This is a genomic window from Azohydromonas aeria, assembly GCF_009760915.1.
GTDB classification, from domain to species: Bacteria; Pseudomonadota; Gammaproteobacteria; order Burkholderiales; family Burkholderiaceae_C; genus Azohydromonas; species Azohydromonas aeria.
Window position 1 is genome coordinate 39,229 of record NZ_VIDQ01000050.1, and the last position, 15,274, is coordinate 54,502.

General features: G+C 58.7%; 14 protein-coding genes and 2 pseudogenes. 7 read left to right on the top strand and 9 right to left on the bottom strand.

The window, feature by feature from the left end:
* Positions 1-208: 208 nt before the first annotated feature.
* The 5 genes from FJ694_RS24140 to FJ694_RS24160 are packed head-to-tail and all read left to right on the top strand — an operon-like array spanning position 209 to position 5,960.
* Positions 209-1,780, top strand: coding sequence for a methyltransferase domain-containing protein (locus FJ694_RS24140; protein ID WP_157269872.1), 1,572 nt, complete (start codon positions 209-211; stop codon positions 1,778-1,780).
* Complete coding sequence (locus tag FJ694_RS24145; protein ID WP_157269873.1) at positions 1,777-2,526, top strand: hypothetical protein; 750 nt, start codon at positions 1,777-1,779, stop codon at positions 2,524-2,526. The genes FJ694_RS24140 and FJ694_RS24145 overlap by 4 nt, the downstream gene beginning before the upstream one ends.
* Before the next feature lie 3 nt (positions 2,527-2,529).
* Positions 2,530-3,306, top strand: coding sequence for an SDR family NAD(P)-dependent oxidoreductase (locus tag FJ694_RS24150; RefSeq protein ID WP_157269874.1), 777 nt, complete (start codon positions 2,530-2,532; stop codon positions 3,304-3,306).
* A 9-nt stretch (positions 3,307-3,315) separates the two neighbouring features.
* Positions 3,316-5,622, top strand: coding sequence for an NACHT domain-containing protein (locus FJ694_RS24155; protein ID WP_157269875.1), 2,307 nt, complete (start codon positions 3,316-3,318; stop codon positions 5,620-5,622).
* Positions 5,619-5,960, top strand: a complete 342-nt coding sequence (locus FJ694_RS24160) for a VOC family protein (RefSeq protein WP_157269876.1) — start codon at positions 5,619-5,621, stop codon at positions 5,958-5,960. Before FJ694_RS24155 ends, FJ694_RS24160 begins: the two co-directional genes overlap by 4 nt.
* A 365-nt stretch (positions 5,961-6,325) precedes the next feature.
* Here the strand turns inward: FJ694_RS24160 and FJ694_RS24165 are convergent, their stop codons facing one another.
* Entirely contained in the window at positions 6,326-6,724 is a 399-nt protein-coding gene (locus FJ694_RS24165) for an HVO_A0114 family putative DNA-binding protein (protein WP_157269877.1), read from the bottom strand.
* Positions 6,721-6,999: a toxin-antitoxin system TumE family protein gene (locus tag FJ694_RS24170; protein ID WP_157269878.1), complete on the bottom strand. Its 279-nt coding sequence runs from the start codon at positions 6,997-6,999 to the stop codon at positions 6,721-6,723. Before FJ694_RS24170 ends, FJ694_RS24165 begins: the two co-directional genes overlap by 4 nt.
* A gap of 476 nt (positions 7,000-7,475) precedes the next feature.
* Between FJ694_RS24170 and FJ694_RS24175 the strand changes: the two genes are divergently transcribed.
* A complete protein-coding gene (locus tag FJ694_RS24175) occupies positions 7,476-7,655 on the top strand; it encodes a hypothetical protein (protein WP_157269879.1) in 180 nt (59 codons plus the stop codon).
* A gap of 316 nt (positions 7,656-7,971) precedes the next feature.
* Here the strand turns inward: FJ694_RS24175 and FJ694_RS24180 are convergent, their stop codons facing one another.
* The 4 genes from FJ694_RS24180 to FJ694_RS24195 form a co-directional block, all read right to left on the bottom strand.
* Entirely contained in the window at positions 7,972-10,761 is a 2,790-nt protein-coding gene (locus tag FJ694_RS24180; protein ID WP_157269880.1) for a M48 family metalloprotease, read from the bottom strand.
* Between the two features lie 206 nt (positions 10,762-10,967).
* Positions 10,968-11,432 carry a hypothetical protein gene (locus FJ694_RS24185; protein WP_157269881.1) on the bottom strand — a complete coding sequence of 155 codons (465 nt, stop codon included), beginning with the start codon at positions 11,430-11,432 and terminating at the stop codon, positions 10,968-10,970.
* 173 nt (positions 11,433-11,605) lie between these two features.
* Entirely contained in the window at positions 11,606-11,932 is a 327-nt protein-coding gene (locus FJ694_RS24190; RefSeq protein WP_157269882.1) for a hypothetical protein, read from the bottom strand.
* A 186-nt stretch (positions 11,933-12,118) separates the two neighbouring features.
* Entirely contained in the window at positions 12,119-12,361 is a 243-nt protein-coding gene (locus FJ694_RS24195; protein ID WP_157269883.1) for a hypothetical protein, read from the bottom strand.
* A 547-nt stretch (positions 12,362-12,908) separates the two neighbouring features.
* On the opposite strand from FJ694_RS24195, the gene FJ694_RS24200 reads away from it, so the two are divergent.
* On the top strand, positions 12,909-13,775 hold the full coding sequence (locus FJ694_RS24200; RefSeq protein ID WP_157269884.1) for a tetratricopeptide repeat protein: 867 nt from the start codon (positions 12,909-12,911) through the stop codon (positions 13,773-13,775).
* 117 nt (positions 13,776-13,892) lie between these two features.
* Here the strand turns inward: FJ694_RS24200 and FJ694_RS24205 are convergent.
* The 3 genes and pseudogenes from FJ694_RS24205 to FJ694_RS24215 all read right to left on the bottom strand — a co-directional run.
* Positions 13,893-14,387, bottom strand: a pseudogene (locus FJ694_RS24205) (transposase); the annotation flags it as partial.
* Positions 14,388-14,436: 49 nt separating this feature from the next.
* Positions 14,437-14,937 (bottom strand): hypothetical protein, encoded by a 501-nt coding sequence (locus tag FJ694_RS24210; protein ID WP_157269885.1) that lies wholly within the window; start codon positions 14,935-14,937, stop codon positions 14,437-14,439.
* Between the two features lie 5 nt (positions 14,938-14,942).
* Positions 14,943-15,131 (bottom strand): annotated as a pseudogene (locus FJ694_RS24215) (transposase domain-containing protein); the annotation flags it as partial.
* Positions 15,132-15,274 lie beyond the last annotated feature (143 nt).

Below are 15,274 nucleotides of genomic sequence, written 5' to 3' on the forward strand. Positions count from 1 at the left end.
AGTCCGTGCATGGAAAACGTGCGTAAGGCCGCCTGAAGTGCAGCCAGCAGTCTTCGCGCGCCAGATCGGTGCCGGCTGGGCACCTCGGGGGTTTGATGACGCGTGGCGCCGGGCGGTGTTCAACCGCCAGGCGACCTGTCAGGATGGGCTGGCCGCGATAAAACTATAGCCTCTGCCGTCTACCGATCGGAGGCACCGGGAGAAGCTGATGCCTAATCCGCTGCTGAGGGAACTGTTGGCGCATATCGAGGACCACGTACCGCAGGTGCACATGGTCGTGCTGGGCGGGTCCGCTGGCCAAGGCGAGGCGGATGAGTTTTCCGATCTCGATGTGTTTCTGTTCTGCGAGGACGACGGTCTGGACCGCACGGTCAACGGCTTGTGCGCTTGGATGCTGCACGCGCTGGGCGAAGGTACGGTTCGCCACGGCCCCTTCCTGCGCGACGAGTTCGGCCTCGGTCACCGCTTCGTGCGCGCGGGGCGCATCGAGGCTGAGCTATACCTCGTCACTCAGGCGTTGTGGGTGCCCGCACCGGCTCAAGGCAAGGGTCGTGTTGTATACGCGCGGGCCACACCGGAAGCGGCAGCCTGGGAGCGCAGAAGGGCCAGTTGCCGAGAGACTTCGTTCTGCAACGTGGCGTTCCCGCGCAGGTTCATCGACGAGCAGATGCTGATCTGGGCCGCCAAGGTCGAGAAGTACCTGAAGCGCGAAGACCGGCTGGCGGCGAGTTGGCATGCGCTGAAGTTTCACCAGGCGCTGGTGGCGCTGGAGGGCAGCCTGGCCAGCGGTGATCCCTTCGAGCCTGACTATCCGTTCCGCCACGCGCACGGCAACGTCGGCCACCACGAAGTGGCGATGATGCATTCGATTGTCGACGCACCCGAAGAAGCGATGCCTCGCCTGCTGGCGCGGGCGCGCACGACGTTCGACGCGATCCCGCTGCAGAAACGGGATTGCGAGGTCGAGGCCATCAATCGCCGGCATTGGGATGAGCTCGCCCACGCGAACATGGCCTCCGGTTTCTACGACGTGGCGAGCGTAGCGGACGGTCGCAATTCGCTGACGGCCATCGAGATGCAGGAACTTCCTGCGCTGCACGGCTTGTGCGGTGCGCACCTGCAGTGCGGCAACGGCATCGACACGTTGTCGCTGGCGCGGCTGGGCGCTGGCATGGTCGGGGTCGATTTCTCGCCGGAAACCATTGCTATTGCTCGCAGCCTGGCTGCACGAGCCGCATTGTCAGTGCGCTACGACGTCTGCAGCGTGCTCAGTGACGACTGCCTGGCCGGGCAGCTGTTCGACTTTGTCTACAGCTCGCACGGCGTTCTGCGGTGGCTGCCCGACCTCGTGCCATGGGCCCGGACGGTGGCCCGGCTGCTGCGGCCTGGCGGCTTCTTCTACCTGTTCGAGATCCACCCGCTCGTGTTCCGGCTGCAGGCGCTGAACGAGGGCGTCGCCACGCTGCAGGGCGACTACTTCGCTGAGCGCGCGGTGATCAAGCAGTCTTCGCACACGCATGCGGCGACGCTGAACGACGGCGCGACAACGACGCTGGCACACACGGACTGGACGCTGGCTTCCATCGTCAATGCACTGCTGCACGCCGGCCTGCGCCTGGAGTTCGTGCACGAGCATGCGGCCACGAGTTACAGCCGCAAGGGCGTGCTGCCCCGGCGGCAGCGCGGCCTGTGGCACCCGGCGTCCGGGCCCACGCCGATGCCGCTTTCGTTTTCGCTCAAGGCCGTGCAGCCGGCGCAAGGCCGGGGAGGATCCTCATGAATGTCGACCCCCTGTTGCTCGACAGCCTGCGTGCGGCGAATGCCCGGCACGGCGGGTACGTGCACACCAAGGCGACATCGGCGCAACTGCGCGCCACCGTGCGCTTTGCGTTGCAGATGTTGTCGGCCACGCGCTGCAATGCCGCAGCGATGCGTCGCGCAGCGCAGCGCTCGTACTTGCATGACAACGGCTTCTTCAAGATCGTGCTCGGCGCGATGGAGCCGGCAGTGGCCGAGGTCCGGCTGCATGTGTGGGGCGGCCCGGACTGGGGCGACATGGCGGCGCACATGCAGCGCCCCTCCAACATTCACGACCACGCCTCCGACTTTTGCTCGTTGGTGCTGACCGGGCGGATGGAAGAGTCCCTCTACGCTGGCGATGAACCTCGTGCGGCGGCCGGCGCGGCGCAGTCCTACGCCCGCTTCGCCTGCGGCAGCCGGGGCGAGCAGAGCAGCTACGAGATGCGGTTCATGGACACGGTGCCACTTTGGCGGCTGCAAACGCTGTTGCTGGAGCGCGGGGCCGTGCATGCCATGAACGCGGCGCTGCTGCACCGGATCACGGTCACGCATCTGCCGGCGGTCACCTTGTTCCTGCAGGGACCGCGCAAGCGCTTCGGCACCACGGTGTATGCCGAGGCCGCGGCGGGCATCCAGCGGCACATGCCGTCACCGACGCTGGGGCTCGACGAACTCCATGCGTTGTTCGAGTGGTCCGCAGCCGAGTTGCGCAAGCAAGAGGAGTAATTGATGGCTGGAGAAACGCACAACGCCACGCAAAGCAGCGCCACGCAAGAACGTACGGCAGTGGTTACCGGCGGCACCAGCGGCATCGGTGCGGCCATCGTGCAGACGCTGACCGACGCCGGCTGGCGGGTCATCTCCTTGTCGCGCCGAAACACCGTCGACACGCCGACGTTTGCGGCGAGCGCCAGCGTCGTGCATTGCCCGGTGGACCTGACTACGCCGCAGGGCGTGCAGCTGGCGTGCGAAGTGGTGCGCATTCACGTGGAGCAGTTGCACCTGCTGGTCAATTGCGCGGGCAGCATCGCGCCGGAAGAGCGCATCGCCCACGTGGCCTATGCGGAGGTCGAGCGCAGCCTGCGCCTGCACGCCTTGGCGCCCATGTTTCTGACCCAGGGTCTGGCCGACCTGCTGCGGCAGGCTGGCGGGTCGGTGGTGCACATTGGCTCGGTCTACGACGAGATCGCCGACACCGACGTCGCGGGCTATGCCCTGGCCAAGGCAGTGCTGCCGCAGCTGACCCGGATGCAGGCTCGCGAACTCGCGCCACGGGTGCGCGTGAACTTGGTACGTCCCGGCCACATCGACACGCCGATGACGCGCGCCGCGCCTGCCGACTACCTGGCGGCCGTGGCGGCGAAGACGCCGCTGGGCACGCTGGGCCGCGCTGCCGACGTTGCGCAGGCAGTCATGTTCCTCGCCTCCGAGGGCGCACGCTTCATCACCGGCGCCGAGCTGCGCGTCGACGGCGGCTATTTGACCAATGCCGGGCTCGCAAGCTGAGGCCTCGCAGTGTCCGATCCTGCCGCCATTCCTGCCGCGATCACCGACGCGCTGAACAATGTCGCCGCGTTCACCACGATCATGGGTTTCAGCCTGGTGGGCCTATTGGTCGCGGCCGGCAAGGTTTGGCAGTTCGTGGCCGGATGCTGGCGCGACAAGGCCGACAGGGCCTATTTCGGTGTTCATCACGCGCTGTACCTGGAGCTGGCGCTGAAGGACGGTTGCCACGGCCCGGGCTCGCACACACGGCTGCTACACAGCATCCAGCAGCGCGAGGTGGCCACCAAGGCAGTCGTCGCCCTTGGCTTATCGCAGCACCTGTCGGCCCTGCTGCAGCGGCTGGCCTCGGGCTCCACCCAACTGACGCTTGGCGATTTGCTGCGCGATGAGTCGCTGCGCCTGCCGCTGAACTACAACGGACCGCAGGGCAACCCCTTCGGCATCAGCGAGTTGAACGAGCTGCTCACCTTCGCTGAAAGCCAGGCGACCGCGCTGGCCAAGGCGTGCAGCCCGCGATTTCTCCTACTGGCCGGCGCCGGTTGGGGCAAGTCGCTCAGCTGCCTGTGGCTGAGCGCGCGTGACCGCGACCGCGCCCGCAAGTCCGGCGGCAAGTGGCGCCTCCTGGTCACGGTGGAAGACTTGGCGGCGCGCGGACCGGCAGTGCGCATCGACGGCCAGTTGGACATCGGATCGCAGGACTGGCTGGTCGACGCGGTGTGCGCCAGGGCAGGGCTGGCGTCGATCAGCCAGCTGCAGCGGCAGATTCTGGCCGACCACATCGCCCGCCAGGCTCAGATAGTGGTGGATGGCCTCGACGAGTTCGCTGAGCGGCTGGGGCCGGCGCGCATGAACGCCTTCCTCGCGTCATGGGTGGTCGAGAACGCTGCGCTGCTCACGTCGCGGGAGTCATATTACGAAGCCAGCCTCATGTCGGTGCCCGTGCTGCGCAAGCATACGTGCATTCGTCTGGCTGAGACCAGCGCGCAGGACCGGCTGGCGTTCGCGCGTGCAGTCTGTGAACACATCCACGGCCCACAGGCGCAGCAGTATTTCGGGCCGTTGCAGGCGGCACTGCAGCAGGGCGGCAACGTGAGCCAGATCGCCAAGACACCCATCTGCCTGATGATGTTGACCGAGGTGGCGCATCTGGGCGCCGGCCCGCTCTACAGCGTGGACATCTACGCCACTTTCGCCAACGAACTGGCCAAGCGCGACGCCGAGCGCCTGGCCGGTGCCTGCACGCTGGAACAGGTGGCCAAGCTGCAGCGCATGCTGGCATGGGAGATCAGCAAGAAGATGGCTGCCCCCGGCAGCACAATGGCCGCAGTCGACCTGCCGGACTTCCGGCGAACACTGCAGCTGGCCACGGGCCTGCCGCACGGACAGCTCGACCACGTCGAATCGGTGATGCTCGATTCGCCATTGCTCAAGGCCAGCCGCGCGGTGGCCAGCGACCGCGATTCGCTGCTGGTGTCGTTTTCGCACGAGTCCTTCCTGGAATTCCAGGTGTCCTCGCTCGCGGTGCGCTGGGCACGCGGGTTGGAGGACGACGGAGAAGACTTCTTCGAGTACCTGGAAGCGCCGGGCGTCTCGGTATTCCTCAAGGAATTTCTCGACAAGCTGCGGCGCAGCCTGCCACTGCAGCAGAAGGTGCAGCAGCGGCTGCTGTCGCTGATGGACCGCCTCGAAAAGAAGATGACCACCGCCGTCAACGAGGGCGAGGGGCGTATCGCGGCCTTCGCGCTCGGGCAGGTCGCCTACTACCTAGGCATGCTGGCCGACGAACCGACGGCCGAGCGCTTGGCGGCCCGCTTGGCCACCGAGGGCGATTTCTGGTTTCGCCGCTGTGCCGCCATCGGGCTAGCATTTGGCGGCCGCGACGCCGAGGTGCGCCGACTGATTGACGAGATGTTCGACCAGCTCGTCGCCGGCGATTTTTCGCTGGCCCGCAAGAACATCGCAGTCGAGATGGGTTTCTATGGCGCACAGGAATTCAACCGCCTGGATCCCACCTGCGAGAGCGGCAGTTTCGACTGCCAGCGGATAGTGACAGCGATCGTGCGTGAGATGAGCATGGAAGTCGAAGCACCCAACTGGCGCATGCGCCTGTTCAATCTCTTCTACTTGGCATTCCACCGCGCCGATTCGCAGTGCGTGGTGCACGCGGTGCTCGGGTCGTACGCGCGGGATACCTTGACGGCGCTCAACCGGCACGAAGCGGGCGCCGACGAGAGAATGCAGCAGCAGATCGCCCAGCTCCGGGAGTTGGTGCGCCCCGCCGCCATGGCGGCGTCTAAACGCGAAGCAACCGCATGAAGCTCGCTTACAGCATCCTCTACAGCCGCGACGCCGACGCCGCCGCCCGCTTCTATGTCGGGCTGCTAGGCTTGCGCGTGCTCGATGCCTCGCCGGAGTTCGTGTCGCTGGCGCTGCCCAACTGCATTCTCGGCATTAAGCGCAGTGCCGAGCCTCGGGAGATACCGGGCTCGCAGACCATCATCCTCGCCGTCGACGACATCGAAGGCGTGTATGCCCGCCTGATGGGCCAGGCAACCGTGACCACACCATTGAACGCAGCCGACTGGGGCAGGAATTTCGCCATCGCCGACCCGGATGGCAACAAGGTGGAGTTCGTCGACGCGGCGGCTGTCTGAGGCCGTTCGCGCTTGACCACCGCCTCTGCTCACATGTTGATTAAATATTCAAAAGTCAGACATTTTCAGCGGTTATGCTAGCGCCGAGCTAATTGCTGAGGCCGTCGCTCGGGACACCGGGCAATGGAATGGGCACCCTTACTTGAATTGGCAACCGCGTGCCCGAGGCATAAAAAATGAATACCGAAGCCGAGAGGAGCGTCGGCCATGAATATTATGGTGGCAGCCGAACTTGACGTAACGCCCGATGCATCCAACGAGGATCGAAAAGGGCGCCACGTCCGCTCAAAATAATGACGCAGGTGTTGTGAACATGAGGTTGCGCCGGCCTGGGGAATTATTCTTGTTTGGACAGGCCCGTCACTTCAGGCGGCAAGCTGCTGCGGCAACTTCATGTCCACCACGATTTCCGCCCAGGGCACATGCACGCGGCCGTCGTCCAGGCGATCCACAGTCATCCACTCGATGAGCTGCGCTACGTCGGTATGCACGTTCTTGTAGTCGCGCCCCAGGTGGCGCGCCAACGCCGCCACCGTCAAGGGACCGGCTGCGCGCAGCGCTGCGACCAGCTCCCAGCGTTTGGGCGTGAATACGGCCAGCATCTGCCCGATGTCCGCGAAGCCCACGCTGAAGTGCGGTTCGGGTGTAGTGCCTTCACCGAGGGCTCGCATCGCCGTCTGAGCGCGCGCGGCACTTTTGCGCCAGTCCTCGCCCACGCGTACGTTGAGCACCGCCCCAGGACCAAGGTTCTGCAGATCACTCATTTGGCTGCCTCCACATCACGCATGAAATCGGCAATCAGGGCGTCCACGCCGCGGAACGTATAGGGCACTTCCAGGGCGCCCAGGTGCCGGTGATCGCCCTTGCCGCGCTCGTTGTCGTAGCCCACCAGGCGTTGCCCATCGCGCACGAACACGAGCCGGTACTTGAAGCCGTGTTCCGAAGGAGGCACCGGCTGCGGCACCGCCCAGATGACCATCTCGACCACGCCACCCGCGAAGGTGTCGCGGCTCTTGAAGACCAGGGCGGCATTGGGCATATGGTGCATTGTGCCATATATGGCCTAAGGCACCATATCGGTGACCCCTCCGACGTTGGACGGTATGATTAACGCAACGGCCCACGTCAGTCAGGCGTTCCGAGCTTGCGATTCGGTAGCGGTAGAGCAGCCGCACACCAAGTCGGCCTCGGCGTGCAGTCAGGACAGGGTTTCCGCATTCGCCGAAGCGTAGTCAAGGCGCGGAGCTGCCAACTCGACGGCTTCCTCTGGAAGAGCGGCGTTGATAAGACTGGCGGATTGGGGTTGTCGTCCTTTTCGTCGGTTTTGGTGCGCTTTGGGGCAAAAAATACAAGCAAATCAACAGGTTGGGTTCGCTTTAGGTCGGCTACATGCCGGCTTCGCCAAGTGCTTGTCGCGCAAGGAGAATCCAACCGACGCCGCACCAAAACCGACGAAAAGGACGACAACCCCATCCCGCGCTGCACGGTGGCGGGCGCGGGCAAGGCGCGCAGCGCATGCACCGTGCCATCAGCCCGCGCTTCGACCCGTTGACCGTCCTGCGCCTTCACGACTTTGCCCGGCCGCTGCAGTGCGCGCTGGTGCGCGGCATAGCCCGCCTTGGTAGCCAGTTCGGCGAACCGGGCCTCGGCATCCTGCATTGCTGCTTCGCTCAGGATGGGGCGGTGTTTCATTGAAGTCTGCTCGGCAGCCAGCAGCGAATCGTGCCTGTGCGTAACGTGCTCCCGCAGTGCAGCACTGAGACAGCCTCACGGAGCAGCGGCTATCAAGATGCCGACCGGAAAACAGCAACCGGGAAAACCGAACCTTGTTGATTTACGCCATTAATAAACATTATCAACCGAGGTACCGAATTTCGTGCAACAGCTTCATCGGACATGATGCACAACTTGAACAATACTTCAACACAGTTGACGGATAACTTCCTTGATTCAGCAAGAAAATGCCTTGCCACTTCGAACGTGCTGGCGCCAATTCAAATGAAAACCAGCTTCAATTTTTTATATTTTCTGCGGTCATGCTGACCTTGTGGCCGTATCTATGAGCGTATGTAGACCAACACCACTTCTCGTCAGCTGTCACTGGGGTTATGGGCGCCTTACAGCGATCGGCGTTACAGGTGTCCACATTGGCATACAGAGCATGGAAGAACCGCGAACAGGCTGGTGCCTGGCCGTTATCTGACATTTCAAATGCACGATCTGAATATTCCTTTCCAAGCCAAGAAAATCCAGCCCAAGTTGCTGCCTCACCCAGTGCGGCAATGAATAAAGGATCTTCTCCAAGAATAGTTCGAGACCTCCACAAGAACAGTGTTGCCTCTCTCGCTCGTCCCTTGTTGGAAAGACAGCGGGCGTATGTTAAAGCCACTCCAGCACTCAGTTCCCCATGTTTGGCAGCATTCTTCACGTATGGCCCCGCTGCGTCACAGTCATGTCTGTAGAGCAAGTGCTCTGCAAAGCTTGAGCGAAACACTGGTTGCGTTGGGTACAGTGTTATTGCCTGTTGAAGATGGTATTGTGCTTGCACGGGATCGCTAGCAACTTTCAGGCGGCCAGACCAGTTATGCCCCCAAGCCCGCTGGATCGGATCAGGGTGCTCCATAATTCTCAAAAGCACTTGTTCGCTAATCTCGGCTGGTTGTTCAGTTAAAAGACCGTGTTTAAGCGCATGCCGATAAGGCAGGCGTGCCCAAGCCACAGCATATGCTGCCGGAATACTATCATAGGCATTTCCGATGTATATCAGTTGGCTTGTATCCGACGATACCGGCCAGTATTCAATGGTCACTCTACCGTGAGTAAACGACAACAAAATTCGAGAGTCATCGGTCAAGCCAATTTTTGTCAGAAGATGCCGCATGGCGGGATAGCGAGAGTGCTCATTTTGATTGCATTTAGAGTCTAGCATTCCTATCCACACACCATCCGATCGAGTTTTAACGGTGCGCAGGTCGTTTCCTATATAATCAACAATGGATTCAGCAAACTTGAGGGAGCGAACTGGATCCTCTGTATCCAAATCAACTGCACAAGAAACCCACATTGAGTGCTGCATACGGATATCTTCCGAAGCTGCAAGCACCAATCGCCCACCGTAGTAAGTCGGAAAACCAACTAAAATCAAAAGCAGAATGCCAACACCCACCTGAAGCACTGTACGACAGTGATATTCTCTTGGTATCCTAAGCCACAAATACCTGGCAATCGAGCAGGCAGCATAAAACGACAAATAAAACGTGACCGACACTCCAATGACAATGCTGACCATCATTTCGTATGAAATTGGCCATTCTTGGACAACTGGTATAGTGTCCGTATATTTGGACAACAGATCGCGTAGTTTTTTTGCAGTACTCCAAAAATAGGCATTTCCCGTAAGACCATATGGATGGAGCATGGAGTATATAAAAACATTCATGACGTAATAGGGAAATACAGAAAGAGTTAGACATATTGCCAACCATAGTGGTCTGGCTACACCGCCTGGTAATGCGTAAGATGAGTTGGCGGTGCCAACCAGGTATGCTGATGCAAAAACAACCCAGCAGCACAACGCCCAAATCAATCCGCTGACCAGCGCTTCCCAAGCTTGATAGTAAATTGGAATATCTGGCGTGAATTCAATCACTGCATCAACAATAATCGCCATTGAAACAGAGCCTAAAAACATAAATACAAGAACGTACAATAGGTTGACAATCTTTCGATAACCGCCAACGTTCGATATTATTTCTCGTCGAGCATAATTTAGACCCAAAAAACTCAATACTACAAGAACAAGCACGAATGTTGTTATGCCGTAGGCGTCGACCAAACCATTATCCGGCAAAGCGGAGTAATTACTTCGAAATAGATAACCTGCTGCAACAACGAGGGCAATAGTTTGATGCTCAACTTCATGAGACAGTGAGTGATTTCGGATCGAGAATATGCGTTGCGCCCTTGACGGGTGCATTCTCAAAATATTTGCTGTGTTGTTTTTGGAATTTTCAAGGGCGACCTGTAATTTTTCTCCCAAGCCAAGCTTGCACACGGTGTGATCGGCTTCAAATTCTCTCATCCTGAGAAAAGCGGCATAAGCCAGTAGCAATGCAATCAGATACGGAGCAATCCATCCACTGTGCTCGACCAGCTGCTTGATACTGTTGACATTAAGAGAGTAGATTCCGTAGTGTTGCAAATATTTTACGAATTCCCCGAAATAAAGCAATCCATCTAGCAGCACAATGCAGCATGCCAATGGAATGAGCCAATGCAACACCTTTTGTGAAATATTGGCTGTCTTGGCATCATTGTTCGCTATGTGCGCCAACTCATGCGCCAAAATCGGACGTATTGCTTCCGGCTTTAGCCGCGCAAGCCACTCCATGGCCTTAGGCACTACGATATAAGCTTTTCCACCCTTGTATATAACGCGTGCATCCGCCTCCATGTTGTCAATGTAAACTGGAGGCGCCGCCAAATTGAGTTGATTCGAGAGAATTGTCACAATAGCAGCACAACCTGGAGCAGGCTGCCATGCCAAGACTCGAGGCGAACGCTTTCTGATGATCCAAATCATGGATGCAATGACCACAAGGACAGCCACCCATACAGGTATAATATATGTATATTTATCAAAAACCCATTTTGCCAGCAATTGCGTTTTAAACAACACCAAAACCAACAGACCAATGCTGATGGTCAGATACAGCACAAAAATGCTTTTTGACAAAAGCGAGTAATCCCCGCCGGCTCTTAGTTTTTTAATATCATGATGTAATCTTTGACTGTTCGACATGGTTTAGCCTCCTTGCTTGGTGTATATTTTCAATGCAAGGTCACGCGCTTGCTTCTTCGTTGCAAACCATACACTTATTAATGCAAGCATTGAGCAACTGGACCCAATAGGCATGAAGCAAGATAAAATAAAGGATTCGAGGTATGTTTTGAGATCAAAATTGGTATTTTCGATACTCCATCCCTGGAAGGCAATTTTATTTTTTATCAAATTTCTTGCGATATAAAGATACTTTCAAGGGCTTCTGCTATCTTTCTTGCGGCATCCTTATCCGCGCCATGTGCACACGCCACCTCCTCTGCCTTATTTTTCAAGTGACGAATTTGCTCTTCAGTGAAATGAAGGTTGCATTTGCGTTCACTGGCTGTCTTTTCTTTGCTTGTAATTAGTTTTTTCATGGCCTCCTTCAGTTTGTCATTGATGACGTCCGCTGCAGACTTGAACAATACTTCGTTAATGAACCATCCAGCCACGCTCATTGCGACGGGGGTTATGAATTGCGCGAGAGCCCATCCTTCGCCGACTCCTGAGCCGAGAGGGTTGCTGGTGTGGCGGCTAGGGCTTTTGGAGATTTCAGAGTAGATTTCTTCGAACAAAGGAACTTCTTCCGGGGAAATCTTGTTGACCAGTATCAACGCCAAATCATGAACTTGGCTTGCATTGGCACTCATGTCTGCAAATTCCTTATTGATGGACCAGCAACGCAACTCATCACGGCAGAACGTCGACAAGCTCCCGGCTTAACGCGTCTTGCAGGTTATACGGTTGTTCTACTTCGATTTGTGTTTCTGGGCAATATGACTTTGTTCGGAATCAGTGACGGCACGCTGAGGGGCTGTCCAAGTCAGGTTGTGTTTGGGAGGCATGTCGCTCGCTGCGACGTTCGCCTTCGGGTTTCGAGGCGGAGGTCGTCATGGCACGCCGACGGCACGAGCTCTTTGACCAATAAAGGGGGCGCTGCTGGAACCTCGGGCTGCCCGATGCCGGCGAAGGTTCTGAAGTCGGTGATGTCCGCCCGGTAGGCCTTGCGGGGGTGCGCGTTGTCGAGGTTGGCGAACCACTCCAGCTCTGCCGGCACCGCGGCCAGGCCCTGGAACTGGGCGGCCATGAGCCGCCGCCCGGGCACGGCGGCGGGCAGCCGGGAGTCATCGGGCGCGGGCGTCTCGGTCATGTCCTGTCACTTTCCGCCGTATAAGCGCCACGGCGCTTTCGGCGTCATGGAGCCACGCGCATGCATGCGCAGGGCATCGTGTTCCACTAGGCCAAGAACGGGGTGTAGCTGACGGCCGGGGTGCCGCCGGCCTTTCTGCGTCGCGCCGGCTGGCGTGGCGGCGCCTGCAGCGCCGGCATCAGGTCTTCAGTGCGAGGTTCCGCGCCTCGGCGCAGGCCAGACATCGTCCCGGGGCGTCTCGCCCACGACGGCGGCCAGGTCCCACTGGCCGGTTGCGTCCTCGCACACCAGGATGTAGGAACCCTCGTCGGTGGCGACCTTCCACCAGGTGCGATCCCGGCCATGCCAACGGTCGCACACCTCGTTGACCGCCACGCGTCGTGGTGCCGAAGTGGACGGCGCAAGGCTGCGCCTCGTCACCTGCAGCATCCATCTCCACTGAAAGGCCCATGCTGCGTGGCTCCCCTAGCTTATGTCCGGCATGCGAGATCGGGCAATGCGTGAACTCCGGTTCGCGACATCATGGGCAACGCCGCAAGGCAGCGACCCGAGCAACGTGACAGTGCCCCGCCTGCGGCCCATCCGTCGCGGCGCGCAGGGTCGAGTTGGCCTATCAACCGTGTACGCTGAGGGCCGGAGCCGCGACCACCGCCCCGTGAGCTAGTTGTGCGACTGTCTTCTGCGACACCCAAGTCCTTGTCACGCGAGGCGAGTTGATCCGTCGCAAAAGGATCATCTTTGCGACAAAAATCATAGGGCACGATCTTAGCTCCAGTAACATTGACTCAATCATTTAACATGTGCTGACTCGCTTCAAGGTTCTAAGAGGGCAATGAAGGTTCAATTAACGAAAATTATTTTTTCGTTCAATTTGATTGATTCAAAGCTTTACTTCAATGAAGCGATAACGTGGGAAAGAATCGCCCTTCAATCTTGAAGCGCCTTCACTAATCAACACATCAAAGAGCAAACTGGAATGTTCGGTCTTTTCAAGAAAAAAACCCAACTCGAAACGCTGATTTCTAAGGACGGCATCGACCACGCAACAACTCGCATTGCTGAAATGATCAGTAGTAAGTTGACATCTCGGGAAATAGCATACCAGTTCATCCTTGAAGAACTTGATGGCGCTCGCAGAGGAAATGAAGCATCGATGAAGTTTGCCGCGGAGAGTGGCATCCCTGCTCACGAGTATCAAGGAGCAATTAGCAATTCTAGGCCTGAGGTAGACGGTCCTGGAGGCCCTCAGCAGTTATTAATGGGGCTTTGCCTTGAACTGATGAGCGACCAGGATTTGATGGCTAAATTTAGATGCATGGTTGACGATAAAATCATGCGCAAATTCGAATTTGGTAAATATGCTTCACAAGAAAAGTATCAACTTCCCGAGGATCTTTCTTTAATCACCACGAGACACATTGAAGAAATTGCAAAGAAAGAGTTGTCTGCGAAGGTCGGTGAAATTTTGCGACGCGCTGCAAATGCTGGAAGCACGGATGCGGCTGTATTTATGGCACTGATGCTGCACAAAGCCATTGAGGTGCGAGGGCTAGATAATGTTCCGCAAAAGATGCTCGAAGAATTTGAGCATTTTATGAGGCTTGCTGCCGAGCAAGGTGAAGTTACATCTCAAGCCAATCTTGCTAAGCATTATCTAAATATGAGTAAGATCGGTGAAGGTAGTATAAACGCCGAAGGCTATGAGTTTTTAAAAAAGGCGGAATTTTGGTACAAAAAGGCTGCGGCACAAGGTTTTGAGTCCGCAATAGAATCGTTAAAAAACATGAATGAAGTATTTTCTTGGGCACATCAAGAGTTTGGCGACCAAGAACACTCAAATTAATTGAACGATATATGAAATAATGCCGTGAGTGCTCTCAAGTTACTTAAGTAGTCGGGCCTGCGAAATTCGTTTTGGCGCAGCAGTGCAGTAGTTCGGTGCCAGGGCGGACGATGCTGCTCACGAGCCTGACCAGGTCGGTGCCATAGCGGCAGATGGTTTGGGGTCGGTGGCGCGCCATCCAGCGAATAAGGCGGCCAGGACTTGCAGGTACAAAAAAACCGCCGCGATGCCCAGTCGGGCAATGGCGCGCAGCAGCCAGCGCAGGTTGTAGCCCGCAGCGCACAGCACGGTATGCAGCGCGTCACCGTTGGCGCCCTTGAGCCAGCAGCGCTGCAGTCCGTGGTCGTGCTTGGCATGACCGATGGCTGGCTCGACGGCTTGGCGCCGGCGCAGCCAGCGGCGCTGGAGCTTGGTGAGGCGCTTGATCTTGCCGCGGTGGATGAGCTGCACGGGTGCCACGGCGGCGTCCACGCCGCGGTAGCCCAGGTCCACCACGACGACCTTGGGCGCCACGCCGATGTCCTGCAGCAGCGTGGTGGTCTGCTCCAGTTGCGCGGCCAACGTGTGGCTGTCGAAGGGGTTGCCGGGGAAGCTGCGCGCGCCCACGGCCAGCGTGAGCGTCCAGCCGTCCCATCTTGAACAGGGCTCGCGCCCGTGATCATCAAGATGCAGTCGCGGCTCCCACGAAGGCGACGCACTCCACGAGGTTGAGGGCGGCCAGCAGCAGGAACTTCTCTGCGTCGGTGCGCACGGCCAGCAGGTCGTGGTCGCCGAGGTAGCCGTAGACGAAGGCGAGCAGGTAGCGCTCGGGATGCTCGTCGCAGAACTGCTGGACCACCTGGGTCGCCAGTTCGCCCGGCAAGCCCTCGTTGAAGCGTGCACGCGCCGTCAGGCGTTGCATGCACGTCTCCTGCACGTCTTCGGTGATCACCGGCCACCGGCGGCCGCTGAGCTTCATCGCCTGGAACGTGACCAGCAGGATGTGCAGCGGCACCTCCAGCTGCACCATGCCGACCCCCATGCGAGGCAGCACAAGGATCGAGGCGAGCATGTTGGGCTGCTTGGCGAAGATTTCGTCGGCCAGGCTGACCTTCTGTGCCTGGCCCATGCGCCTGACGTCGATGTCGGCCTGGACCATCACCGACTGCGTGATCACGCCCATCGTTCTCAGCCTGAGCGCCAACGGTGCGGCAGCAGTTCATCGAGCCGGTGGCTCGGGTGCGAGTGGATGCGCGAGAGCACGTCGCGAAGGTAGGCCCACGGGTCCAGCCCATTGAGCCGTGCCGACTGCACCAAGCTCATCACCACCGCCGCGCGTTGTCCGGCCAGCGCGCTGCCCGCGAACAGCCAGTTTTTCGCGTCATGCTCAAGGGTGCATGATCGCAATAATGCGAAGTCCGTTTTTATGCGAAGTCGGGTGACTTGAGGTTGGTGGGTGCCGTGAAGATCGTGGTCTGCGGCGCGTCGGTACGGCCCTGGACTTCGCATAAAAGTGAGCG

What these genes read in the sequence shown, in the direction of transcription:
- FJ694_RS24140 (WP_157269872.1), top strand. Translation starts at nt 209, where the DNA reads ATGCCTAATCCGCTGCTGAGGGAACTGTTGGCGCATATCGAGGACCAC.
- FJ694_RS24145 (WP_157269873.1), top strand. Translation starts at nt 1,777, where the DNA reads ATGAATGTCGACCCCCTGTTGCTCGACAGCCTGCGTGCGGCGAATGCC.
- FJ694_RS24150 (WP_157269874.1), top strand. Translation starts at nt 2,530, where the DNA reads ATGGCTGGAGAAACGCACAACGCCACGCAAAGCAGCGCCACGCAAGAA.
- FJ694_RS24160 (WP_157269876.1), top strand. Translation starts at nt 5,619, where the DNA reads ATGAAGCTCGCTTACAGCATCCTCTACAGCCGCGACGCCGACGCCGCC.
- FJ694_RS24165 (WP_157269877.1), bottom strand. Translation starts at nt 6,724, where the DNA reads ATGAGTGATCTGCAGAACCTTGGTCCTGGGGCGGTGCTCAACGTACGC.
- FJ694_RS24170 (WP_157269878.1), bottom strand. Translation starts at nt 6,999, where the DNA reads ATGCCCAATGCCGCCCTGGTCTTCAAGAGCCGCGACACCTTCGCGGGT.
- FJ694_RS24175 (WP_157269879.1), top strand. Translation starts at nt 7,476, where the DNA reads ATGCACCGTGCCATCAGCCCGCGCTTCGACCCGTTGACCGTCCTGCGC.
- FJ694_RS24180 (WP_157269880.1), bottom strand. Translation starts at nt 10,761, where the DNA reads ATGTCGAACAGTCAAAGATTACATCATGATATTAAAAAACTAAGAGCC.
- FJ694_RS24185 (WP_157269881.1), bottom strand. Translation starts at nt 11,432, where the DNA reads ATGAGTGCCAATGCAAGCCAAGTTCATGATTTGGCGTTGATACTGGTC.
- FJ694_RS24190 (WP_157269882.1), bottom strand. Translation starts at nt 11,932, where the DNA reads ATGACCGAGACGCCCGCGCCCGATGACTCCCGGCTGCCCGCCGCCGTG.
- FJ694_RS24195 (WP_157269883.1), bottom strand. Translation starts at nt 12,361, where the DNA reads ATGCTGCAGGTGACGAGGCGCAGCCTTGCGCCGTCCACTTCGGCACCA.
- FJ694_RS24200 (WP_157269884.1), top strand. Translation starts at nt 12,909, where the DNA reads ATGTTCGGTCTTTTCAAGAAAAAAACCCAACTCGAAACGCTGATTTCT.
- FJ694_RS24210 (WP_157269885.1), bottom strand. Translation starts at nt 14,937, where the DNA reads ATGGGCGTGATCACGCAGTCGGTGATGGTCCAGGCCGACATCGACGTC.